Here is a 23,598-nt window from a genome sequence, read left to right as displayed (position 1 = left end):
GCGTTAACAGGTGCGGAATCAATATAACCGACGACAGTTACCTTTGTTTGGCAATAGACTTTGGGTGAATTGTGTTATGAGTGCGATCGCAGTAGTCTAGATATATTAACCAGCAAATACTCATTCACCGACTGATCGGGCATCAGGAGAAGTAAATGACAGAACGCGTAACTCAGCCCAAAAAAGCTCCCACAGGTTCCTTCTCAATACCTGCATTCAAACAACCTACACGCGGTTTTGGTTTAGATTCTCCTGGTACTTCGTCCCAAACAGTTTCATTGGTGCAACCCCTCAACAAACCTGTAAGCCACGACATTAGTCGAATATCACTGCGTTCACAAACCAAACTCACAGTTAACCAGCCAGGAGATGTTTACGAGCAGGAAGCTGATAGAGTACCAGGGCAGGTGGTGCAGACGATGAGCAAACCTGTAAATCAACAATTCCTGCAACGGGAAGCATTGCCAGAGGAAGAGGAAGAAGAATTACAAATGAAATCCCTGGCGGGTTCCAATATTTCCCTGCAACGGGAAGCATTGCCAGAGGAAGAGGAAGAATTACAAATGAAATCCCTGGCAGATTCCAATATTTCCCTGCAACGGGAAGCATTGCCAGAGGAAGAGGAAGAATTACAAATGAAATCCCTGGCAGATTCCAATATTTCCCCGCAACGGGAAGCATTGCCAGAGGAAGAGGAAGAATTACAAATGAAATCCCTTACTGCTTCGCCTCAAGCAGTTACTGGGATGCAACCCTTAAACAAACCTCTCACCCACGACATTAGTCGAATGTCACTGCGGCGTCCACAAACCAAACTCACAGTTAACCAGCCAGGAGACGTTTACGAGCAGGAAGCTGATAGAGTAGCAGGGCAGGTAATGCAGAGGATGAGCGAACCGGGAAATCGCCAGTCTATCCAACGAGAAGCATTGCCAGAGTCAGAAGACCAATTACAAATGAAATCCCTCGCAGATTCCATTACTCCTGTAGTACAGCGTAAAGGTAGAGGGGGGATAGCAGCAACATCAGAGCTAGAAAGTTCTATCCAACAAGCTCGTGGAAATGGGCAGCCCCTGGGAGATGATATTAAGCAACCAATGGAGCAAGCATTTGGGGCTGATTTCGGCAGCGTCCGGGTTCATACGGATGCTCAATCTAATAGTCTGAATGAATCTATACAAGCTCGTGCTTTCACCACAGGGCAGGATGTATTCTTCCGTCAGGGCGAATACTCACCGGAAAGTAATGCAGGCAAGGAATTATTAGCCCATGAGTTGACGCACGTTGTCCAACAGAATGGCAGTGCAGTACAGCCGAAATCCCTTCATGTAGCACCAAAAGAAAATAAACTCCAGACAAAACTGATGCCGACAACCTCTGCGGGGAATCGGCTACCTATCCAACTGCGGGAGAACTCCCAAAAACCAGCTGAGGAAGATAACCAAAAAAATTCAGACGCCGTAGAATCCAAAACTGATACAGAAAACGGCCAACAACAAAATCAGGCGACGACACAAAAATCTCAAGCTACTCCCACACCACCAGATGATAAAGGTAATGGGGCAACAGATCCACCCCCAACAAAAAAGGTTGATGCAGCAGTAGAATCTTCTGGAAATCCATCAGCAACTCAAAAACAGGTTGAGGGAAATCAACCAAAACAGCCGGAGTCAAAAGATACTAAAGCTAATACAGAAAAAGTCGATTCACCACAGCAAGCTAAAAGTCAAGCAGCATTACCAGGAGCCGATCCAGGATTACCTGGAGGAAATGCAGGGAAAGCGATCGCAGCATTACCGGGAGCAGATATAGCCCCTGGGTCAGTAAAATTACCTGGTGCAGCAGTTGCTGATGGTGAAAAAGCTCCAACTTCCCCTAAGGATGACCCAGCATTCCAAGCAGTAGTCGGCACTGCCAAAGAGGTTGCCGGACAACAGAAAAAACACGCACCTGCCAATAGCAAAGCCCAAGAAGCTCAAGGGGCGGCCTTACCCCCAGGGAATGAAGTAGACAGCAAGGCACAGGCTAATCAAGTTGGTGAGATGGAACAAGCCCCAACACCAGGATTTGACGGGGCCGCCTTCAAAGCTAAATTGATGGAGCGCATTGCTGATATGGCTCCCAAAAACTTGGAAGAGGCGGACAACTTTAAAAATAACAACAAACTTGACTCTGTTAAAGGCGATTTGAGTGGCAAGGTCAAAGAAGAGCAGAAAACCTCTCAAGGTCAGGTAGAAGAGAAAACTAAAGAAAAACCTGATACCAGTGGCATTGAGGCCAAACAAGTAACACCACTGCCACCAAAAGACCCAGGGGCACCGCCGGCACCGATTGGGGCAGATCAAGCTGCACCCAAATCTAAGGGACAGGGTGAAGTTGAAGCACCACTGCAAGATGACAGTAAAAAACTTGACCAGCAAATGAAAGAGGCGGATGTTACCGACGAGCAATTAGCCAACTCCAATGAACCGGAGTTTAAAGGGGCACTCACAGCCAAGAAAGATGCCCAAACTAATGCACAAGAAGCGCCGCCACAATATCGCCAGCAAGAACAAGGCATACTCGCAACCGCTCAAGCTACGGCGGAAGCTACAGCCCAGCAACATCTGCAAGCAATGCACGGTATCCGTACTCAAAACCTGGGTCAGGTAGGAGAGCAGCAGGTGGGTGCCAAGGGCAAGGATGAGCAAGCACGGGCAAAAGTTGCAGGGGAGATTAATAAAATTTATGACAAAACCAAAGGCAAAGTTGAGAAAACCCTCGGCGATCTAGACGGACAAGTTATACAAGCCTTTGATAATGGTGCTGCGGAAGCCAAGAAAGTCTTCGAGGATTACGTTGGCAAGCGGATGGACGATTATAAGAGCGATCGCTATAGCGGCATTTTGGGCCCAGCAAAATGGGTGTGGGACAAATTGGCTGGTATGCCCTCAGAGGTTAACGTCTTCTATCAAGATGGTCGCCAGCTTTACATCAATCAGATGGATGGTGTAATTAACAACGTTGTCGCCATTATTAGCAAAGGACTAACCCAAGCTAAAGGAGAAATTGCCAGTGGGAAGCTGGAAATTCAGAATTATATTAACCAACTGCCGCAAGACTTGAAAGGAGTTGGTCAACAAGCCGCCGCAGACATTGACAGCAAATTTGAAGAATTGCAACAAAGTGTTGACGATAAGCAGGATGATCTAATTGACACCCTAGCGCAGAAGTATAAAGAAAACCTGGATGCTGTAGATGCCCGCATTGAAGAGATGAAGCAGGCAAATAAAGGTTTTATTCAAAAAGCTTTCGACTTCATTGTGGGAGTCATCAAGACGATCATTGAACTGGCCAAAATGCTCTTGGAAGTGCTAGCGCGAGTTGCTGGCGTAGTTGGGAAAATCCTCCAAGACCCCATTGGTTTCTTGGGTAATTTGATTCAGGCGCTGAAGCAAGGCTTCCTCAACTTTATGAATAATATCGGGAAGCACCTCCAGCAAGGATTAATTGGCTGGCTGACAGGCACAATGGGAGAAGCTGGTATTCAAATGCCAGAAAACTTTGACTTCAAAGGGATCTTTAGCCTAGCAATGCAGCTTTTGGGCTTCACTTACGAAGCAATTCGCGCCCAAGCTGTGAAACGATTGGGCGAAGAAAAGGTCTGCCGATTGGAACAAACTGTTGAGATATTTCAAGTCTTAGCCAGTAAGGGAGTGGCTGGGATGTGGGAGTTTGTCCAAGAGAAAATGGGCGACCTCAACGCCTTGGTGATCGAACCCATCAAGAACTTTATCATTGAAAAGGTGATTACAGCCGGGATTGAGTGGGTTATCAGCTTGTTAATACCGGGGGCAGGCTTCATTAAAGCTGCTAAGGGGATTTATGAGATTGTCAAATTCTTTATTGAACGCGCCCAGCAGATTGCCGATTTAATTAATGCGATACTGGATGCCATTGGTGCGATCGCTAGTGGTGCGATCGATCAAGCAATCAAGGGTGTTGAAAATGCCCTAGCTAAATCTTTACCAGTTGTTATCAGTTTCTTGGCAAGTCTTTTGGGCTTAGATGGAATTGCCGGCAAGATTCAGGGAATATTCAAGAAGCTGCGGAAACCGATGGAAAAAGCAGTTGATTGGGTAATTGATAAAGGTGCAAAGGCGTTTAAGTCTGTTGGCAACAAATTTAACAAGAGTAAGGTTGGAAAGAAATTCAACGCTGCTAAAGATACGGCGAAGGAGAAATATCAAGCCGGTAAGCAGTGGGTTGAGGATAAGAAGGAAGCTGGTCAAAATTGGGTTAATGATAAGAAAGCAACAGCCGAACAGTGGGTTAATGACAAGAAAGAGGGTGTCAAGAATAAGTTTAAAAATAGCAAGTTTGGTAAGAAGGTAGGAGCCGTTGCAGAATCAGCGAAGGAGAAATATAAAGCAGGTAAGCAGTGGGTTGAAGATAAAAAAGAAGCTGCCCACAATTGGGTTGAGGGTAAGAAGAAATCCGTCAAGGACAAGTTTGACAAGTTTGGCAATAAGGTCAAAGATAAGTTTGGGTTTGGTAATAATACTGAGAAAAGTAAGGACAATAATAAGAAAACTGGCAAAAGTGGCAAACTTGATGATCGGACTGCCCAGCAGAAACAAGCCGACCTTAAACAGGGCGTGGCAGCAGCCCATAAGTTGTTGCAAGACGAAAAAATATCACTTGAGGAGGTTAAGGAAAAGCTACCTACTATCAAGAGTAAGTATAAGATGACCTCGCTCAAACTTGTTATAGATAATGAGACAGCTAAAGAGGAAACTGTTCACATTGAGGGCAAAGTCAACCCAGAAACAGAAGGACCTCCAATTAAAAAACAAAAGGTCGATACTTCTGAAGTATTTGATTTATATCGGGGAACTAATCTTGAGGGACAGGAAAAACGATATCAGGATTTAGATCCACAAGTAAAAAATATATTGACAAGTAGTAAGTCTACATTCAGTGAAGCAGCCATTGGTCTTGCAGTAGAAAAAAAAGATAAAGATAGTATATCTCAACTAACGGAAGCTGATTTGGAAGCAAGTGCCGAAGAGATACGTCAGAAATTAAGCGAATTGAACGAATCGGGACAAGTTAAAAAGTGGTGGAATCTCCAAGATAAAAAAGACAAATTCAAGACTTTCGATAATATGGAATACGCTTTACTTCAAAGGTATATTGTTACGTACAATAAGTTTAAGGAGGAACTGTCTGCAAAATCTGGGAACAAGCTGAAGAAAAATCCATTTATCTCTACCTCTAAAAACCCAGAAATAGCTGCTAAGTTTGCCTTAGGAACGGTAAGCATGGATAAATTAAGTGCTTCAAGCAATAAAGGAGCAAAAGTTGGTGAGCTATCTGTATATCTATTTGATGCTGATTACCTGAAGACGAAAGGATATGATGTACAGCAATTAACAAAGAATAAAAAGATTAAACCTTCTCAAGCGACGTTTAACCAACAAGAGATCACCTTTAGCGGTAGTATTCCCGGACAATATCAGGTAGACAAACTCGATGCTACCTCTGATAAAAATGAGACACAATTAGCACAAGAGGCAAAAGCAGCAGCAAAATCCAAAGCAGGAGGTAAGCTAGGCGCATGGTAATCTTAAACTATGAAACGTTTCGTTCACAAGTGTCTCAAGAACTTAACAGGATTGTTATACCTCAAGGACAAGTTCGCAAACTAGGTGCTTTAGAATATGCTGATAGCTTTACTGACTACATTCAAAGCAACTTAAATTCTGTAGATGATTTATTGAGGGATGGAGGATTAACTTTCAAAGAAGCATCAGAATCTGTTACTAACAGAGTTCTACAGATAACTTCCTTTCTTTACTCAGTAGGAGCAGAGCATACTGTATGGAGACACTGGTCTTCATTAACAGCCTTTGGCCTTTTTCTTAATGGCGACATTCACAATGCTGCTCAATATGCTGTTCTTGGAAGTGAATGGGACTTTGTGAAAATTCTTCCAAATCAACCTGTCATGAGTCAACAAGTATCAGAGCAAATAATCTGGTACTTGATTGCGGGGTATCCTGCTCCTGAAGTATCTGCAAATATAGATGATGAGGAAGAGGATTCTTGGCTCAAACTTTCTCAAAGTATTCCAACTCGTAACCATAGAGAAACAGAAGAGGCTCTCAAAGTTATTGCTGATTACTGGATAGGAGAATCTGAGGGAGACTGGATCAACTTTCATCCTAATTACTATCCTGAATTCGAGCCATCAGTCTGTGCTGCTGCGGCTTTAGCTCGTCATTATGGCTTTGAACCTACATCCTTAACACCTGAGCAATATAGCTTTTTGGAAGCCGGTCTTGCTATACCCGAACCTTCACCTATGTTTTCCAAAATCTTTACTGTACCAGAATCTTCAACAGCATCAGTAATTTGAATTATGCCATTAATCATCAAAAATCGGCGTGCATCTATTGATAATTTGTCTAAAGTTTATCCTGATGCAGTAATCATTGATGTTACTTCCCGTGGTTCTGAACCTTGGGTTCGCTTCAGTCCTTTTTATCCTCATGGAGGAATACCTGTTCCCTTCTCCCCAGGAGAATTTACCATGACGGTAGAAGGGATTTGGCAGGGTTTAAAAGTTTTTGAAACCGCAGATGTAGACCCTAGTAAACTGTCAATTGCTGATATGAAAGGCATCAAGCGTTCAGTAAAAAAATATGGAAAAGTATTGGGACATCGTACTGGTTTAACAGGCGATCAACTACTTTCATATCAAGAAGCGCGACAACAAATATACTTACCTACTTATCGCTGGGTACTAGAGAACTGTGTTCCAGACTTAATAGACAAATTAAAAAAACTTGCAGCACAGACAAATGTTGTTTTGCTAGATTACGAAACTAACTCTGACATAAACAACTTGTCAAAGCCTTTATCACACGCAGGTCTGATTAAGCTATACCTAGAAGATAATTGGCAGACTTAGCCCAAATCGAGGAACAAGCAGCGCGATCGCACTTGCCACCAATCCAACTGATAATTGTGCAATCAGCGCAAAACCCAAAAGCGTTGCCTACCGCGGCTCCTTTGGAGCATCGCCTGATAGTGACTTGGCAGTGGGATAATGTGTAGAGCGATCGCGCCTTTTGGTCTTATATTTAGTCCAAAAGCCTCGTTTCATCTAAGTTATAATTCTGACGACTGGTTGAATTGCAATTCTATGAAAACTATTAATGCAAGCATAATTTTGTAGGATATGGTAACTGAAAATCATCAATTAGACAGTGAGCTAACCCTACACGACTCCTCGCAATCTCCCCTAACCGTTCGTGCGATCGCCATTAACCAAGTATTAGCGGCTGATACCCTTGGATGTAGTTTAGGGCAATAGCAAGCTATTGGGAAGTGCGATCGCGCTCGAATAATCAGAATCATCCAGTGGTAACTTCCTAGTTTCGCCCCTTAGTAATGCAAGTATAAATATTCAAACCAAAACTTACAAAGCAGAATCAAAAATTTGTTGTGCTGTCAAGTTTAGTTGCGGGAATAAAGGTGATGTAATAAAATTATTTCCCCTAAATACAGTCATTTGATAATCTCCGTCAACTAATTCGCAAATTGTAATGGTTTGCTGTTTAGGATTACCAGTAAATCTTTTGCCACCGATCGCAGCATAGTCTACGATCCAATACTCAGGAATCCCCATTTCTTCATAATCCCTGAACTTGTCATAGTAATCGTCTCGCCAGTTGGTGCTAACCACTTCAACAGCTAGTGGGATAGATGCAGCTTGAATAACAGTCGATTGCTTGCTCCACAGAGGTTCATTCACGAGATTGTCATGATTTAATAGCAAAATGTCGGGAGAATAGGTTGAGTTATTGCTCTGAATTTTGACAAAGGCAGTTTTGGGGATGCGAAACGGAAGTCCCATTTGCAAGAACTGGAAGGTTATCTGTGCCGCCAAAAATCCAACAACATTTTCGTGTTCACCAGTTGGGGGTGGCATTTCTACAATGACTCCTTTATGTAGTTCGTATCGCACGCCGTTTGAGGGGTACCATTCGATAAATTCTTCAAAGGTTACTAACTTGGTTAGGGTTTGAGTCATAGTTACCACCTTCACATATATTTGACTTTACCATCGCTGCCCCTGGATTGTGCCGTAACTTCATGCTGAACTTGTTCTCGTGCTTCTTTTGAGATAGTCATGCCGAAGATCGAACCGCCACAAGTATTAGCAGCTTACCCTTGGATGTAGTTTAGGGAACTCCAAGAAATAAATTATCCAATTTCACTCCTTCAAAACGGCTTTTTCTCCCCCTGCTCCCCTGCCTTAAAAGCGATGGGATATTTATTTATCTGGAAGTCCCTTAGGGCGATAGCAAGATTTTGGGAAGTGCGATCGCGCCAATCTAACTGATAATACTGCAATCATTGCAAAACCTAAATGCGTTGCCTACCTCGGCTCCTTTGGAGCATCGCCTCATAGTGACTTGGCAGTGGGATAATGTGTAGAGCGATCGCGCCAAAACCCGATTTATTACCGAAACACATTCCACTAACTCAGGTGAGCAATACTCACCAACTCAGTCTGCTATTAATTATCGAATATATCGGCGATCGCTGAGATTTAGTGCGATCGCGTTTGACACCAATCCAACTGATAATGATGCAATCAGTGCAAAACCCAAAAGCGTTGCCTACGGCGGCTCCTTTGGAGCATCGCCTGATAGTGACTTGGCAGTGGGATAATGTGTAGAGCGATGTTTATGTGCGTATTTTGGCGGCTGACTCGCTATTATTACTAAATCGTCCTCGGCTGCATGAAGTTTGGAAACAAACTTCATCAGATGAAAGCACTTGCATAATTGAAATAGCAAATAAAGCACTTCACGATTTGCAAAACTCTCAAAAACTAAGCGAGGTTAGTTGATGAATGCTACTAATTAGGTGCTAAATTATCAAGTAAAATTATCAACCCTAAAATAATCATATATGTACGCGATCGCAAAGACTGAAACTCATCAACTTAACACCGAGTTAACCCTACACGACTTCTCCCAAACCCCCCTAACCGTTCGCGCCATTACCCTAACCCTCACCAAACAAGACAACGAACTCATCGCCTGTCGCCTCACCTTTGAGGTAACACCACAACTCTACCAACGCATCGACACCGCCGCCTTATTCAATCTCAAACCAGATGTGCGTAACCCCCTATCATCTGGCAAATTCCTCAGCGAACCAGATATTACAATCGTTACCAGCCTGAAACCGGATTTATTACCATTACTAGTAGAACACGCCGTTAACATTGATGAAACTGCCAAATATATCCTGAATTTAAGCCAAAAACAACCCGATAACCAAATCCTCTTCACCGAAAGTTGGTTGGGTTTATCTGTTAAACAGCAACAGGAATCAGGCGAAATTGGCTATCGTACTCTTTGGTCTTATATTACTCCAGAAAATCTTGCTAAAACAAGCGCGTCTGGTGAAGGAATTGCTGAAGGTATTGTCAACTTTTTTAAAGATTGGACTGAGGCAAATTTATCTGTCAAAACTCAAAAATCTGCTACCAAAATGCTAGAAGGGATCGATAAATTTTTGACAGAATTAGCTGATATTAACCCAGATGAAATAACACAAAAAATAGAGGCAAATTTTCGCCCATCTCCTACAGATGATAGTATTTTTGAAGCAATAATCAATTTCTTCACAACCGATGATTGGCCTTTCGTGCAACTTCCAGGAAAGCCAGCTTTACAAATATCGTTTCAAGGTGAAAATGGCAAATGGAATTGTTACGCTAGGGCGAGAAGTGAACAAAGTCAATTCGTTTTTTACTCAATTTGTCCAGTCAACGCACCAGAAAACAAGCGGCTGGCGATCGCAGAGTTTTTAACTAGAGCCAATTATGGTATGATGATCGGCAACTTTGAGCTAGATTTTACCGACGGCGAAATTAGCTACAAAACCAGCATTGATGTCGAAGGTGACAGACTTAGTTTTGCACTTATTCAACGGGTGGTTTACGCCAACGTCACGATGATGGATGAATACCTACCAGGGATTTTGTCTGTAATCTATGGTAATCTCTCACCAGAGGAAGCGATCGCTCAAGTTGAAAGGTAAGCCAATTATTCGTAGTGATACCTACAAGCTAAAAAATCAATCTGAGTGTTTCCTACCCGATACACAAGCCGATGCTCTAAATCAATTCGCCGTGACCAAATATCTGCATCCATATATTTTAATGCTTCCGGTTTACCAATACCCTCAAATGGGTCTTGCATTACAGCCGTCACCAAATCCAATATTTTCGATGCTTTCTGGAAATCTTGCTTAAACCACCAAGCTAAATCTTCTTTGAATTTAGAACTAAAACCAGGACTTTTATTAATAACAAGTGGCTTAATTTCACTAGGTTCAGCTTTCTTTTTCTTCTTGCTCAATTCCCAACTCCTGCTGAAGTTCTGCGAGGAGTTGAGGTTGGATATTACCAGTTTTCGACTCCTCTATTGCATCTAGTAAACGACGCGCATTAGCAGGGGAACGCAAAAGATACACCGTCTCCAGCAAACTTACCAAATCTGATTCAGCAATCAAGGCTACATTTTCACCATCACGACGATTGATCATATATACCTGATGATTTTCGACTACCAGTTCTAACAACTTAAAAAAGTCATTTCTGGCATCGGTTGGAGATGTGATTTTGTAAGGCAACATTACATGATGTACATACTTATGTACATATATTATAAACTATTTATGATCTTGCAAAAGTCCCATCAGAAATTAAAGAGATAGCCAATAAGCCAAGGCACTGCTGAATAATAGACTTCTTGCATAAATCAAAAAAAAGAACCCCACCCCGCCTTTAACTTACGTCAAAGTCTCCCCTCCCGAAGAGCGGGGTGGGGTGTTAGGGGACTTTTGCATGCTTGTCTAATGAATAATGAGCCTTAAGAAGCCGATCGCTGCTGGTCAATTTGCAGTGGAATATTTTCCCGCACGAGTTGCCAAAAGTGCTTGATGGGGGGAATTTGCAGACGGTCTTGAGTTGTTACCATAACTACCCGACGAGTTAAACTAGAACCATCTGCTAAACCACTAGTATTATTGCTGGCTAAGGAACGAATCGCCAGGGTAGGGTCAAGACGAGCTTCTAGTAATGCTGATTGAGGTAGCAAAGCTATCAGTTCTCCTTGGCGCACGACTCCCCGGAAGGCATCTAGGGTATTTACCTCTAAACCCGCCTGGAGTGGAACTTCCATTCGCTCAAATCTATCTTGTATTAAGCGTTGCATTCCATAACCATCTTTAAAAACCACTTGCGGATAACGAATTAGCTCCGACCAAGGGACGAATTCATATTGGGCTAGTGGATGATTGGCTCCGGTTAGAACTTCTATAGGTTCATCATAAAGTACTTCTACGACCATTTCTCTACTAGTGGTTAAAAAGCGATTATTCATCACAATTGCTAAATCCACCAATCCATCTTTGAGGACTTTCAGGGCGCGATCGCTTCCCAATGAAGTCACCCGCAATTGCACATCTGGATAATCATGACAAAACTTTTGCAACACTGGTGGTAAGTAAGATCCACACAGCGAGTGAATTACGGCAATGCAAAGTTCTGGTTGCTTGCCGGCGATTAAATCGGCTAATTCTTTTCTAGCAATCTGCCACTCTTGGCAAATTTTGCGGACGCGGGGTAGCAAACGTTCACCTCCCAGTGTCAGCTTGGCATGACTGGTTCTGTGAAACAGTTCTATCCCCAAATCTGCTTCTAATGCTTGGATTTGCCGGCTAATCGTCGATTGGGTAACACCACATATTAGCGCTGCTTGTTGAAAGCTACCGGTTTGGGCGATCGCTAGAAAGGCTTGCAACTGCTCTAAGCGCATTTTTATGTAGCCTGAATTACATTTATCGGTTTTATTAAGTTAACGGATTTTTATCCATAATTTAGTAGAGTTTGTTACAGGTCTTATTCTCTGATTTACATTTAAGTGAATCAGTTTTTACCGCCTTTATTGTCAAATATCCGCTTGGCACGGATTTTTTCGGAAAATATCGCCAAAAAATAATTGACTATTTTCTGGTAAAATATATAAATTTTTAGATAAGATTTTCACTTCATCACATTTTTGTGACGGATTATCAGGTCACAGCAACACAAGTTGTTGTGCAGACTCAAACAAATAGCCGTACAACTTGTGTATACGGCTGCGATCGCGTCAGATTTGCATTTACAAATTACGAATTACGAACCCAAATATAAGCCAACCTCAAGAGCCTTTTTGTTAGTAGAAATTGAAGTTGGCACAGACGACGATTCTACGAGGTGTAGAATGTGGTCAATACTATCTAGAGCGAGAACCGGTTACTTCATCAGGATCGCTATAAGCCCGGACTTTTTCGCGATTACGAACCAGACCTCCTAAACCGGCGAGACCAAGCAAACCTAGCCAACCCCAATCGAAACCGCGATCGCTGGTTCTTTGGGAAGCTGTGATGCCTGCATTCCTGTTAGTATCTGTGGTACTACCGCTTGTAGTATCAGCACCTGTAGTTCCACTGCCTGTAGTATCAGCACCTGTAGTGCCGCCGCCTGTAGTGCCACCGCCTGTAGTATCAGTACCTGTAGTGCCGCCACCGCCTGTAGTTCCATTACCTGTAGTGCTGCCACTGCCTGTAGTTCCATTACCTGTAGTTCCATTACCTGTAGTGCCATTACCTGTGATGCCACTGCCTGTATCATTGCCAGTGCCACTTCCAGTGCTTGTACCAGTGCCCATAGTTCCAGTGCCTGTACCACTACCTGGGCTAGTACCTGTAGTTCCATTACCTGGGCTAGTACCTGTAGTTCCATTACCTGGGCTAGTACCTGTAGTTCCAGTACCTGGGCTGGTACCTGTAGTTCCAGTACCTGGGCTAGTACCTGTAGTTCCAGTACCTGGGCTAGTACCTGTAGTTCCAGTACCTGGGCTAGTACCTGTAGTTCCAGTACCTGGGCTAGTACCTGTAGTTCCATTACCTGAGCTACTGCCTGTACCAGTACCTGTAGTTCCAGTACCTGAGCTACTGCCTGTACCAGTACCTGAGCTACTACCACCACTACCACCACTACCACCACTAGAGCCTCCGCTACCGGAGCCTCCGCTTTGGGCAAAAACAGAAGGAGGTAAGGACACAGAAGTAAAACTGATGGCAAAGACAGTAGCTAAAACAGCTTTAGATAAATCAAAAGGCTTCATGCTTAGGTTCCTTTTATGTTCTAGATTTTTTGGTGCTTGATTGATTTTCAAAACCGATATTGCCTACTCAATCCACTGCTAAATTAGGTAAATTTTTACAAGGCAAATTGAGATGATTTCACCTAGTTTATTCTGGGAAAATTGAAAGCATTTGAAGCTCCCACAAAAAATTCCTACTCGCCAAAGTAGATTAATTCATAATCAGTAATTACTAATTCAGGATTATAAACCCACGACCAAAGTCATTTGCTCACAAGAGACAAGGGAGAATAATTTTTATAAAAAAACTCCCTTGTAGTATCCTCATTTTTAATTACTTATTATGAATTATTTTGTTCTTCTTATTTAAGATAACTGCTAGTTTTTTGCCTGGCTTCTACCATAGGAATAAAACCAATATACATCGAAGGAATTAATTTGGGATTAAAGTTAGTATAGGAGAATGAAGAGAATTACACATTTCGGAGCGTTGCACAAGAATAATTTATAAATTGCGCTATCCGGTTTTTCGCTCAGAATACCCAACTGAATTCTGACTCCTGAATTCTGTTCAATAAATTTTAACCATCTAGATGATGCCAGTGATTGAAACTCTATTTGCAATACTTCATAATCCTATTTCACCTGAGAACTTATAACTTCATACTCCAGGTGTGTCTTACTTTAGACTTAAGGAATATATATTTTTAATTTATTGTCAATGGGTAAGTCTTAAAATTTACCACTCTGCTAAAGCGATCGCTATTCCTTGTTGCAAATCTGGTGTGAGTGCGGCATTATTTGCTAACTGCTGCAATTGTTGATGTGTGGCTTCACTGTCCAGATTTTTTAGTGCAGCGATCGCATGCAGTCTCACCGATGCATTAGAATCAGCTAGCAGCGAAATCAATGGTTCAATTGCTTGCATTTTGCCTAACTGCCCTAAAGACAAGGCGATCGCACTTTTAACACTGACAATCTCTCTGGCTGGATGTTGCGATCGCAGGATTTGCAATAATATTTCTGTAGCTGGTGTAGTTTGCGGCTTTTGCACTCGCCCCAAAACAGTAGCAATTTCTTGCCAAAGTGTCTCTGAAGTGCTTCGATTAAATGCTGTTTGCAAATATTCCAAACTGGATGATGTTCCCACCCAAACCAATGCGCGGATGGTTTGTAATTGCAGTGGTAGCAGTGTATGGGGTGATATTAGCAGCTTAAATAATTGCTGGGCTGCCTGATCACAACCCATCCGAGAAAGGGAAACTGCGGCTGCACAACAAACATCAATATTAAAGTCGTAAAGCTTGGGTTGCAATCTCGTCACCAAATCTAAGGCTTCGCACAAGTCGGGGCGAAAACCTAAACCAAGCACTGCTGCACGCCTAACTGTGGCGGCTATATCATCCAAAGCGTTTAACAATACTGGTGGTACACGTTCGTCATGAAAGCTGCTGAGGGCTTCAATTGCGGCGGCGCGGATTGCTGCTTGTGAATCTTGCACTACACTCAATAGTGGTGTGATGGTTTCTGGTTGCCGAATACAACAAAGCGATCGCACTGCGAAAAACCGTGTATCTTCATCTAATAGAAGTTCAGTGAGTGCAGTAATCGCAACAGTACCCATTTGCCCTAGTACTGTAGCTGCGATCGCTTTGAGTTCTTCATCCTCATCGGTTTTCAATAATTCAACCAAAGGCGCGATCGCTTCTGGGTGCTGAAATTCGCCCAAAGTCCTTGCTGCATACCAGCGTAATTCCTCTTCTGCGTCTTCATCTTTTAATATCTCAATGAGTGGTGCGATGGCAATATTTCCTAAGTTAGTCAACACTTTGGTAATTTCCCAGCGTTGTTGAAAATCCCCCATCTCTAACATTGAAAGTGCTAATTTCAGCAGATTTTCTCGGTTTTTAACTATCTCTGGATGTTCAGAGTTAGCCCCTAAGATTAATTGTTGCAAATATTGAATTAGCAATGACCAATCAGCTGCATGATATGCTGCCTCTGCTTGCACCAAAAGTTGGTTGATGTTACTCACATGAAACAACCTGTTAGAAAAGAAGGACTAAAGTCCTGACTACGAACTTGCTCATCCATCAATTTAAACTTACGAATTTTTAATGCGTGAATTCCGCCTTGGGGGGCTAGGTTGGCTTGACTACAACTGAATTACCCTCAATTTTGACGGCGTAAGTTTTCAGAGGGTCTTTTGCTGGGCCTTTTTGCACTTTACCATCAACGCCAAATTCTGAACCATGACAGGGACAAGCGAATTTTTTTGCCTCCGCTTTCCATGCTACAGTACAACCTGCGTGAGTACAGGTAGGGTTGACAGCAGTCAGACTTCCGGCTTTAGATGTGCCGACTACCAGCACGGGTCCAGCAGGTGAGTTTTTCGCCAGCAATTGACCTGTTTTATCTAATTCTGCTGATGTACCTACTGTTTGCCAATTGTTAGATACTGGAGTTGTTTGAGAAGAACAAGCTGCGATCGCTACAGGTAGAGAACTCGCAATCAAACCCAAGCCTACCCAATTTATAAAATCACGACGTTTCATCTTTGACACCTAAAATTCTAAATTTAAACTTAATTTTAAAGCCTTAGAACCATTATTCTGTCTTCTCAAGTGTAAATGTAACCTAGTACCTGTGATCAATTCGGCTAAAAACTGTTATTTTGAGAAAATTTTGGGGAACACTATATTTGTCAAGGCTCTTTGCGTGTCTAATCAACTGATATGCTTGTTATTTTCAAATGTTTACCTCAGAAAAATAATAACCGTTCATGGCGGTAAATCATTATTATGAAAATTAGGCACAAGCTGATATCTGGATTTATTGGCATTTCTTTATTGACAGCTGTTGTTGGAGGAGTTGCGATCTCCCAGCAGTTTCAGATATCTCAAAAGTTAGCTATTAAAGAATCTCAACAGGTTGCAGAAACTATTGCCAACTTTCTGACATCTACACATAAATATAAATCAGATGAAACCGGAAATTTCGTATTTTATCAAGACTCAGAGGAAGTGCAAAGCTTTACTGAAAAATTACATAATTTACAGAAACGCGACATTGTAGTTGTTGACATCAAAAAGCATATTTTAGCAGATGCTGTACCTGAAAACATTGGTACAACTTTTGATCACGACCGGAATAATGAAGTATCGAAAACGATTCAGGATGGAGTCTCTAGATATTTTATTGAAAAAAGCAGAGATTATCCACAGGGAATCAAACTTGTTGCCATTCCTCTGAAACTAGAGGAAAAGCAAATAGTCGGTGCGATTATTTTAGAATACACACCTATATATCAGGAAGCATTGGCAGCAGCCCAATCTACTACAATAGCGATCGCTATAACCAGTTTAACTTGTATTATATTAGCACTTGTTCTTGGCAGTTTGATTTCTCAAAGTATTGCCAATCCTCTCCAAGTCGTGACAGATATTGCCCAAAAAGCCACCAAAAACTCTGACTTTGAACTACAAATCGCTGTCACTACAAACGATGAAATTGGCATCTTAGCCAATTCTTTTAATGAACTTATCCAGCGAGTTAAAGAACTTATTCAGGAAAAAGAGCAACGAGCAGATGAGTTAATAAAAGCCAACAAAAAACTCCAATCTACCCAAAAACAAATGATTGCTCAAGAGAAACTTGCTTCTCTGGGTTCTCTCACTGCTGGTATCGCTCATGAAATTAGAAATCCTCTCAACTTTATCAATAACTTTGCTGAACTCTCTGTCGATTTAACTCAGGAGTTATTAGACGAGATTGAATCGCATAAACAAGCAATTGAACCAGAATTCGCGGAAGAGATTACTGCTATAATTAGCGATTTGCAAATCAATTCTAGCAAAATTGATTTCCACGGTAAACGTGCTGAAAATATTGTCAGCAATATGTTAATGCATTCTCGCGGTGGTGAGAGAAGTTGGCAAGGAACTAATCTTAATAATCTGCTACAAGAAACACTAAATCTTGCATATCATGGAATGCGGGCAAAAGATGTCTCATTTAACGTTGCTCTGCAAACTGAATATGATCAGACAATTGGCGAAATTTCAGTAGTGATACAAGATATCAATCGGGCTTTTCTCAATATCATTAGTAATGCTTGTTATGCTGTTTGTCAAAAGCAAAAAGAAATCAGCCCAGACTTTTCACCCTTAGTTAAAGTTAGCACCAAAAATCTCGGCGAAAAAGTCGAAATTCGCATTTTTGATAATGGTTCTGGTATACCACCAGAGATACTCGATAAGATTTTTGAACACTTTTTTACTACCAAGCCGACTGGTGAAGGCACAGGTTTAGGTTTATCTCTCAGTTACGAAATTATCGTTCAACAGCATCAAGGAGAGTTAAAAGTAGAATCTGATGTGGGTAGTTTCACACAGTTTATTATTTATCTGCCGAAAAAATAAATTTGATCTTGGATTAAACATGATGAAAGTTTTGATTGTAGACGACGAAGCTGATGTACAACTGTTGTTCAAACAAAAATTCCGAAAAGAAATTAAAGCTGATCTAATTAAATTTTATTTTGTTCTCTCAGCAGAAGAGGCATTAGAGTTTCTCAAATCTCCAGAAGCATCATCTTTAGTCTTAATTCTGTCTGATATCAATATGCCAGGGATGAATGGGCTACAACTCCTCAAAATTATCAAAACAGAATATCCTCACCTCAAAGTATTTATGAATACTGCTTATGGCAATGATGGAAAGCAAGAAATAGCCATGTTATACGGGGCTGATAGTTATATTAATAAGCCACTAAATTTTAGTAGCTTAAAAGAAAAAATATTTCAATTGATTAGTAACCATTGTTAATAGAAGTAAAAAAATACGAAGATGAAAAAAATACTTTTTGTTGACGACGAGCCTGATATTGAGATTTTAATCAGGCAAAAATTTAAAAAAAATATTAGTAAAGGTGAATATCAGCTAATTTTTGCTTCTAATGGTATTGAAGCTCTCGAAAAAGTCAAAACTAATACCGATTTAGACCTGATTCTGACTGATATTAATATGCCAGAAATGGATGGACTAACTTTACTTGCTAAACTTCAGGAACTAAATCCGCTTTTTCAAACGATAGTTATATCAGCTTATGGTGACATGAATAACATTAGAATGGCGATGAATGCCGGTGCATTTGATTTCCTCACCAAGCCGATTAACCTCCAAGATTTAGAATTTACTATCCAAAAAGGACTGCAACACGTAGAACAAACTAAAGAAACCCAACGACGACTTTACAAAATGCAGATGCAACTAGCTGAAAAAGAAAAAATGTCTGCTCTTGGTGAATTAATAGCAGCAGTAGCACAGGAAATTACCAACCCTCTGAACTTTATCGTGGGTAATCTCCAACATACCCAAGATTATATTCAAGAACTTCTGAAACACTTGCAACTTTATCAACGGCACTATCCCCATCCCTCACCCGAAATTGAGAACCATGCCGAAGAGATTGATTTGAAATTGATTTTGCCAGACTTACCTCAGATAATTGCCTCAATGAAGACGGGAACTGATCGTATTAGTAAAATCAGTACATTTGTCAGAACTTTTTCTCGCTCAAGTACAAAATCTAAAGAGATTTTTGATATTCATAAGGGTATCAATAGTACTCTGATAATTTTAGATCACCGCCTGAAAGCTAACGTCAAGCGCCCTGCTATTAAAATTATCCAAGAATATGGTAACCTGCCTCTGATAGATTGCTATGGCAGTCAGCTTAATCAGGTATTTATGAATATCCTTACCAATGCTATTGATGCGTTGGAGAAATCTAATCAAAAGCGGACTTTTGCAGAAATTGAAGCCAATCCTAATTTAATTAAAATTCGTACAGAATTTAAAGAAGACGATAATCGTGTGATTGTGTCAATTAAAGATAATGGACTAGGTATGTCAGAGGAAAATAAACAAGCTTTTGACTACTTATTTAATATTAAAGCAGTAGGTAAAGATATAGGCTTAGGCTTGCCAATTAGTCGCCAGATTATCGAGGATAAGCACGGCGGGAGGTTAAGGTGTATTTCTCAACTGGGAGTGGGAACCGAGTTTGTGATTGAGCTTACAGCAGATTTCAGGTAAATCAAGTACATATATAAAACCCGAAACCTTGTAGAGACGTAGCAGTGCTACGTCTCTACGTGTATTCGATTAGAGCGCAATCTGCTGTACTCTATGTGCGATCGCGATCGCTATTCCCTAAGCTTCTACATCACTGCTTGGCTGAGATTGATGCAAAAAATGCATAGCATTCATGCATTTTTCGCAATCCTACCCGAAAAACGTAACAATTTATACGATTTCCATAGAAATTTTCTCTTAACTTGGTGAGTATCGAGATTGTTACATAAACATTATCTAAATCTGCTTGACAAATTCCCAAGATGTGAGTCGGGGCAAGTTTACCTTAACCAACCGTATTCCCCATAATTCAAAACAGTTATAAATTTTCATCCTTAGCCATCGTAGATACATCAGTTGATGTAACTACGCATTGATTGGTATTGGGTAATTACCAGCATAGATCCTGATCATATCAGTAATTTGCAACCAGAGTCAGCTTTATGACAGATACAGCAACTACCACCAGCCTCAATAAGTTCGAGAAATTAAAAGCAGAAAAAGATGGACTCGCCATCAAGACTGAGATAGAGAAATTTGCCGCCCTGGGTTGGGAAGCAATGAACGAAATCGATCGCGATCATCGACTCAAGTGGGTGGGTGTGTTTTTTCGCCCAGTTACCCCAGGTAAGTTTATGATGCGGTTACGGATGCCTAACGGTATTCTCAGCAGCAGTCAGATGCGTATTTTAGCCCAAGTGGTGCAGCGTTACGGTGATGATGGTTGCGCTGATATTACTACGAGACAGAATATCCAACTACGGGGGATCAGAATTGAAGATTTACCAGATATTTTTAATAGATTTGACACAGTTGGTTTAACCACTATCCAGTCAGGGATGGATAACGTCCGCAATATCACAGGCGACGCGGTGGCGGGGTTGGATGCGGATGAGTTGTACGACACACGAGAGTTGGTACAGCAAATTCAAGATATGCTCACCAACAAAGGAGAAGGGAACCCAGAGTTTAGCAACCTACCACGAAAGTTTAATATTGCGATCGCCGGGGGAAGAGACAATTCAGTTCATGCTGAAATCAACGATTTAGCTTTTGTTCCAGCATTTAAGGAGGGGACTGGGGAATGGTTACTGGGTACTGGGCAAGAAGTTTCCCAATCCCCAATATTCGGCTTCAATATCCTTGTCGGTGGCTTTTTCTCAGCTAAACGTTGTGAAGCGGCAATTCCTTTGAATGCTTGGGTGGCTCCAGAAGATGTGGTAGCTGTATGTAGAGCCATATTGGAAGTTTACCGCGATCACGGATTACGCGCTAATCGGCAAAAATCCCGCCTGATGTGGCTAATTGATGAATGGGGTTTAGAAAAGTTTCGAGCCGAAGTAGAAAGCTGTTTGGGTAAATCATTAATACCCGCAGCAGCTAAAGACGAGATCGACTGGGAAAAACGCGACCATATCGGGGTATATAAACAAAAGCAACTAGGATTAAATTACGTAGGCTTGAACATTCCAGTTGGTCGGCTGTATGCCGAAGATATGTTTGAAATTGCTCGGCTAGCAGAAGTTTACGGCACTGGCGAAATCCGGTTTACAGTTGAGCAAAACATTGTTATCCCCAACATTTCTGACTCGCGTTTAGCAACATTTTTAACAGAAACCTTACTAGAAAGATTTTCCATTGATCCAGGTTTGTTGGCGCGATCGCTAGTATCTTGCACAGGCGCACAATTTTGCAACTTTGCCCTCATCGAAACCAAAAACCGCGCCCTGGCAATGATTAAAGCCTTAGAAGAAGAATTAACCTTCGCCAAACCAGTGCGAATTCACTGGACAGGTTGCCCCAATTCTTGTGGACAGCCTCAAGTTGCAGACATCGGCTTAATGGGAACTAAAATTCGCAAAAATGGCAAAACCCTCGAAGGCGTTGACATATATATGGGCGGCAAAGTTGGCAAAGATGCTCATTTAGGAACTTGTGTTATCAAAGGCATACCATGCGAAGACTTGCAGCCAGTATTGCAAGACTTACTCATCAAAAACTTTGGGGCAAAATTCAAGCAAGAAGCCTTATTAGTTAGTGACTGATTGGGGATTGGAGACTTGTACTGAGCGACTTGTGCCGAGCATCTCGACTTCGCTCGATGGAGCCGAAGCCGAGGTAAGCCGAAGTATTGGGGATTGGGCAAGACTGACTAAAGATTCAACCTTAAAGGTTCAAGTTCCGAGTTCAAAGGCTCAAGTTCCGAGTTCAAAGGCTCAAATTTCGAGTTCAAAGGTTCAAGTTCCGAGTTCAAAGGCTCATCTTCCGAGTTCAAAGGTTCAAGTTCCGAGTTCAAAGGTTCAAGTTCCGAGTTCAAAGGTTCATCTTCCGAGTTCAAAGGCTCATCTTCCGAGTTCAAAGGCTCATCTTCCGAGTTCAAAGATTAAAGTTTCAAGTTCAAAGGCTCATCTTCCGAGTTCAAAGGCTTAACTTCGCCTACTTCTTCTCTGTGTTTGATTCAATTTAGAAAGATTAGAATGCTTAAAAAATTATTTTCATTCAGCGATCGCTACCGCATCTTACATCAGACTTGGTTTGCTTTCTTTCTCACCTTTGTTTGTTGGTTTAACTTTGCTCCCTTTGCTACAACCATTGGCAGAGAACTACATCTAGCGCCTGAGCAAATCAAAACTTTAGGTATCTGTAACCTCGCGCTCACAATTCCCGCACGGCTAATTATTGGGATGCTTCTGGATCGTTTTGGCCCCAGAATCACCTACTCAATCCTGCTGATGTTTGCGGTTATTCCCTGTATGGCGACGGCGCTAGCACAAGATTTTAATCAACTAGTCATCAGTCGTTTGCTGATGGGAATTGTTGGATCTGGGTTTGTGGTGGGTATCCGCATGGTGGCCGAATGGTTCCAGCCGAAGGAAATGGGAATTGCCCAAGGTATTTATGGCGGCTGGGGCAACTTTGGAGCTTTTGGTGCCGAGTTTGCCTTACCGATGCTTGCAGTTTCTACTAGTTTTTTGGCTGGTGGCGCTTCTAATTGGCGATTAGCGATCGCACTTACAGGGATCATCGCAGCCATCTACGGCGTAATTTATTACAATAGCGTCCAAGATACGCCCACAGGTAAAGTCTACAAGAAACCTCAAAAAAATGGTTCTCTAGAAGTAACCAGCATTAAAAGCTTCTGGGCGATGATTGTCTCAAATTTTGGTTTGATTTTAGCTCTAGGTTTACTAGCTTGGCGCTTAGAACAAAAGAATATTCGCTTCCTAACTTTGAGCCAAATGTACCTGACTTGGTTGCTATTAGTAGGATTATTTGCTTATCAAAGTTACAAAGCTTGGGACGTAAACCGAGAACTTCTAATTGGCAAGAAAACTTATACTCCATCAGAACGCTTCCAATTTGGTCAAGTAGCCTTACTAGAATTTACTTACATCACTAGTTTTGGTAGTGAACTAGCAGCAGTTTCCATGCTCCCAGCATTTTTTGAAAAAACCTTTGGTTTAGAGCATGTTGTAGCTGGGATGATTGCTGCTACTTATCCTTTTTTAAATTTGGTTTCTCGTCCCAGTGGAGGCTTAATTTCTGATAAATTTAGCTCTCGTAAGTGGACAATGACAATTATCAGTGCTGGTATTGGTGTTAGTTATTTGATGGCACATTTTATTAGTAGTAACTGGCCGATTCCGGTGGCGATCGCAGTGACAATGGTTGCTGCTTACTTTGCCCAAGCTGGCTGCGGTGCAACCTATAGCATCGTACCCCTAATTAAGAAAGAAGCCACTGGACAAATTGCCGGTAATGTGGGAGCTTACGGTAATTTTGGTGGCGTAGTTTACCTGACAATTTTTAGCTTAACCGACGCTCCCACACTCTTTTCCACAATGGGTTTAGCTGCACTAGTCTGTGCTTTTATGTGTGCCTTCTTCCTCAAAGAACCAAAAGGTTCCTTTGCCGCCGCAGAGGAAGATGAAGCATCAAAAACCTCAACAAGTATCTTCTTAACCGAAGAATAATCAACTGGAAAAACAGGCGATCGCTACATTTTTGAGAAGTTTGTTTTAGCTGATTAGAGAGCATTTATCAATTGACATCCTCACCGACCTAAAGGCGCTCTTAAGAAGGAGTAATGAGTAATAAGTAATAAGTAATGAGTAAATACCCATTTTTCATCCACTCATTACTCATTACTCCTTACTCATTACTTTAAAGCATTGCGTGAAGCACGGGGCTTTAGACCCAATTCTTTGGTAAATCTTAAGTAGGGTGTGTTACGGCTTTA

At 41.7% G+C, this 23,598-nt stretch carries 21 protein-coding genes; 13 read left to right on the top strand and 8 right to left on the bottom strand.

Annotation, left to right across the window (positions count from 1 at the left end; translation table 11 throughout):
- Positions 1-155: 155 nt before the first annotated feature.
- The 5 genes from V7K50_RS19795 to V7K50_RS19775 all read left to right on the top strand — a co-directional run bounded on the left by V7K50_RS19795 (position 156) and on the right by V7K50_RS19775 (position 7,360).
- Entirely contained in the window at positions 156-5,606 is a 5,451-nt protein-coding gene (locus V7K50_RS19795; protein ID WP_334962944.1) for an eCIS core domain-containing protein, read from the top strand.
- Entirely contained in the window at positions 5,600-6,400 is an 801-nt protein-coding gene (locus tag V7K50_RS19790) for a hypothetical protein (protein WP_334962943.1), read from the top strand. The genes V7K50_RS19795 and V7K50_RS19790 overlap by 7 nt, the downstream gene beginning before the upstream one ends.
- A gap of 3 nt (positions 6,401-6,403) precedes the next feature.
- Complete coding sequence (locus V7K50_RS19785; RefSeq protein WP_334962941.1) at positions 6,404-6,955, top strand: DUF6939 family protein; 552 nt, start codon at positions 6,404-6,406, stop codon at positions 6,953-6,955.
- A complete protein-coding gene (locus V7K50_RS19780) occupies positions 6,943-7,101 on the top strand; it encodes a hypothetical protein (protein WP_334962939.1) in 159 nt (52 codons plus the stop codon). The genes V7K50_RS19785 and V7K50_RS19780 overlap by 13 nt, the downstream gene beginning before the upstream one ends.
- Before the next feature lie 124 nt (positions 7,102-7,225).
- Positions 7,226-7,360, top strand: a complete 135-nt coding sequence (locus tag V7K50_RS19775) for a hypothetical protein (RefSeq protein WP_334962937.1) — start codon at positions 7,226-7,228, stop codon at positions 7,358-7,360.
- A 105-nt stretch (positions 7,361-7,465) separates the two neighbouring features.
- Here the strand turns inward: V7K50_RS19775 and V7K50_RS19770 are convergent, their stop codons facing one another.
- Entirely contained in the window at positions 7,466-8,080 is a 615-nt protein-coding gene (locus V7K50_RS19770; RefSeq protein ID WP_334962935.1) for a Uma2 family endonuclease, read from the bottom strand.
- An 887-nt stretch (positions 8,081-8,967) separates the two neighbouring features.
- On the opposite strand from V7K50_RS19770, the gene V7K50_RS19765 reads away from it, so the two are divergent.
- Positions 8,968-10,107, top strand: coding sequence for a YbjN domain-containing protein (locus V7K50_RS19765; RefSeq protein ID WP_334962933.1), 1,140 nt, complete (start codon positions 8,968-8,970; stop codon positions 10,105-10,107).
- A 5-nt stretch (positions 10,108-10,112) separates the two neighbouring features.
- Here the strand turns inward: V7K50_RS19765 and V7K50_RS19760 are convergent, their stop codons facing one another.
- From V7K50_RS19760 to V7K50_RS19750, 3 genes are all read right to left on the bottom strand, one after another.
- On the bottom strand, positions 10,113-10,427 hold the full coding sequence (locus tag V7K50_RS19760; protein WP_334962931.1) for a Txe/YoeB family addiction module toxin: 315 nt from the start codon (positions 10,425-10,427) through the stop codon (positions 10,113-10,115).
- Positions 10,402-10,704 carry a type II toxin-antitoxin system Phd/YefM family antitoxin gene (locus tag V7K50_RS19755; protein ID WP_334962929.1) on the bottom strand — a complete coding sequence of 101 codons (303 nt, stop codon included), beginning with the start codon at positions 10,702-10,704 and terminating at the stop codon, positions 10,402-10,404. The genes V7K50_RS19760 and V7K50_RS19755 overlap by 26 nt, the downstream gene beginning before the upstream one ends.
- Positions 10,705-10,940: 236 nt before the next feature.
- Complete coding sequence (locus V7K50_RS19750; RefSeq protein WP_334962927.1) at positions 10,941-11,888, bottom strand: LysR family transcriptional regulator; 948 nt, start codon at positions 11,886-11,888, stop codon at positions 10,941-10,943.
- A 245-nt stretch (positions 11,889-12,133) separates the two neighbouring features.
- Here V7K50_RS19750 and V7K50_RS19745 point away from each other — a divergent pair, with 245 nt between their 5' ends.
- The gene (locus V7K50_RS19745) at positions 12,134-12,265 is read left to right on the top strand and encodes a hypothetical protein (protein ID WP_334962926.1); all 132 of its coding nucleotides are present in this window, start codon (positions 12,134-12,136) and stop codon (positions 12,263-12,265) included.
- Between the two features lie 82 nt (positions 12,266-12,347).
- Here the strand turns inward: V7K50_RS19745 and V7K50_RS19740 are convergent, their stop codons facing one another.
- The 3 genes from V7K50_RS19740 to V7K50_RS19730 all read right to left on the bottom strand — a co-directional run bounded on the left by V7K50_RS19740 (position 12,348) and on the right by V7K50_RS19730 (position 15,775).
- Positions 12,348-13,241, bottom strand: coding sequence for a hypothetical protein (locus V7K50_RS19740; RefSeq protein ID WP_334962924.1), 894 nt, complete (start codon positions 13,239-13,241; stop codon positions 12,348-12,350).
- A 718-nt stretch (positions 13,242-13,959) separates the two neighbouring features.
- Positions 13,960-15,255 (bottom strand): HEAT repeat domain-containing protein, encoded by a 1,296-nt coding sequence (locus V7K50_RS19735; RefSeq protein WP_334962922.1) that lies wholly within the window; start codon positions 15,253-15,255, stop codon positions 13,960-13,962.
- Positions 15,256-15,361: 106 nt separating this feature from the next.
- Positions 15,362-15,775: a QcrA and Rieske domain-containing protein gene (locus tag V7K50_RS19730; protein ID WP_334962921.1), complete on the bottom strand. Its 414-nt coding sequence runs from the start codon at positions 15,773-15,775 to the stop codon at positions 15,362-15,364.
- Between the two features lie 246 nt (positions 15,776-16,021).
- Here V7K50_RS19730 and V7K50_RS19725 point away from each other — a divergent pair, with 246 nt between their 5' ends.
- The 5 genes from V7K50_RS19725 to V7K50_RS19705 all read left to right on the top strand — a co-directional run bounded on the left by V7K50_RS19725 (position 16,022) and on the right by V7K50_RS19705 (position 21,403).
- Positions 16,022-17,641, top strand: a complete 1,620-nt coding sequence (locus V7K50_RS19725) for a sensor histidine kinase (RefSeq protein ID WP_334962919.1) — start codon at positions 16,022-16,024, stop codon at positions 17,639-17,641.
- 19 nt (positions 17,642-17,660) lie between these two features.
- Entirely contained in the window at positions 17,661-18,047 is a 387-nt protein-coding gene (locus V7K50_RS19720) for a response regulator (RefSeq protein ID WP_334962917.1), read from the top strand.
- Between the two features lie 21 nt (positions 18,048-18,068).
- Positions 18,069-19,319 carry a hybrid sensor histidine kinase/response regulator gene (locus V7K50_RS19715; protein ID WP_334962915.1) on the top strand — a complete coding sequence of 417 codons (1,251 nt, stop codon included), beginning with the start codon at positions 18,069-18,071 and terminating at the stop codon, positions 19,317-19,319.
- Positions 19,320-19,363: 44 nt separating this feature from the next.
- Positions 19,364-19,486: a hypothetical protein gene (locus V7K50_RS19710; protein ID WP_334962913.1), complete on the top strand. Its 123-nt coding sequence runs from the start codon at positions 19,364-19,366 to the stop codon at positions 19,484-19,486.
- 315 nt (positions 19,487-19,801) lie between these two features.
- Positions 19,802-21,403: a ferredoxin--nitrite reductase gene (locus tag V7K50_RS19705; protein WP_334962911.1), complete on the top strand. Its 1,602-nt coding sequence runs from the start codon at positions 19,802-19,804 to the stop codon at positions 21,401-21,403.
- A gap of 107 nt (positions 21,404-21,510) precedes the next feature.
- Here the strand turns inward: V7K50_RS19705 and V7K50_RS19700 are convergent, their stop codons facing one another.
- Complete coding sequence (locus tag V7K50_RS19700; protein ID WP_334962909.1) at positions 21,511-21,738, bottom strand: hypothetical protein; 228 nt, start codon at positions 21,736-21,738, stop codon at positions 21,511-21,513.
- A 97-nt stretch (positions 21,739-21,835) separates the two neighbouring features.
- Between V7K50_RS19700 and V7K50_RS19695 the strand changes: the two genes are divergently transcribed.
- On the top strand, positions 21,836-23,332 hold the full coding sequence (locus V7K50_RS19695) for a NarK family nitrate/nitrite MFS transporter (protein WP_334962907.1): 1,497 nt from the start codon (positions 21,836-21,838) through the stop codon (positions 23,330-23,332).
- Positions 23,333-23,598 lie beyond the last annotated feature (266 nt).

The sequence above is a fragment of the Nostoc sp. genome (genome assembly GCF_036917135.1).
GTDB lineage: Bacteria > Cyanobacteriota > Cyanobacteriia > Cyanobacteriales > Nostocaceae > Nostoc.
Note: the sequence above shows the minus strand (reverse complement) of the source record. Positions and strands in the feature narration are given on the sequence as shown.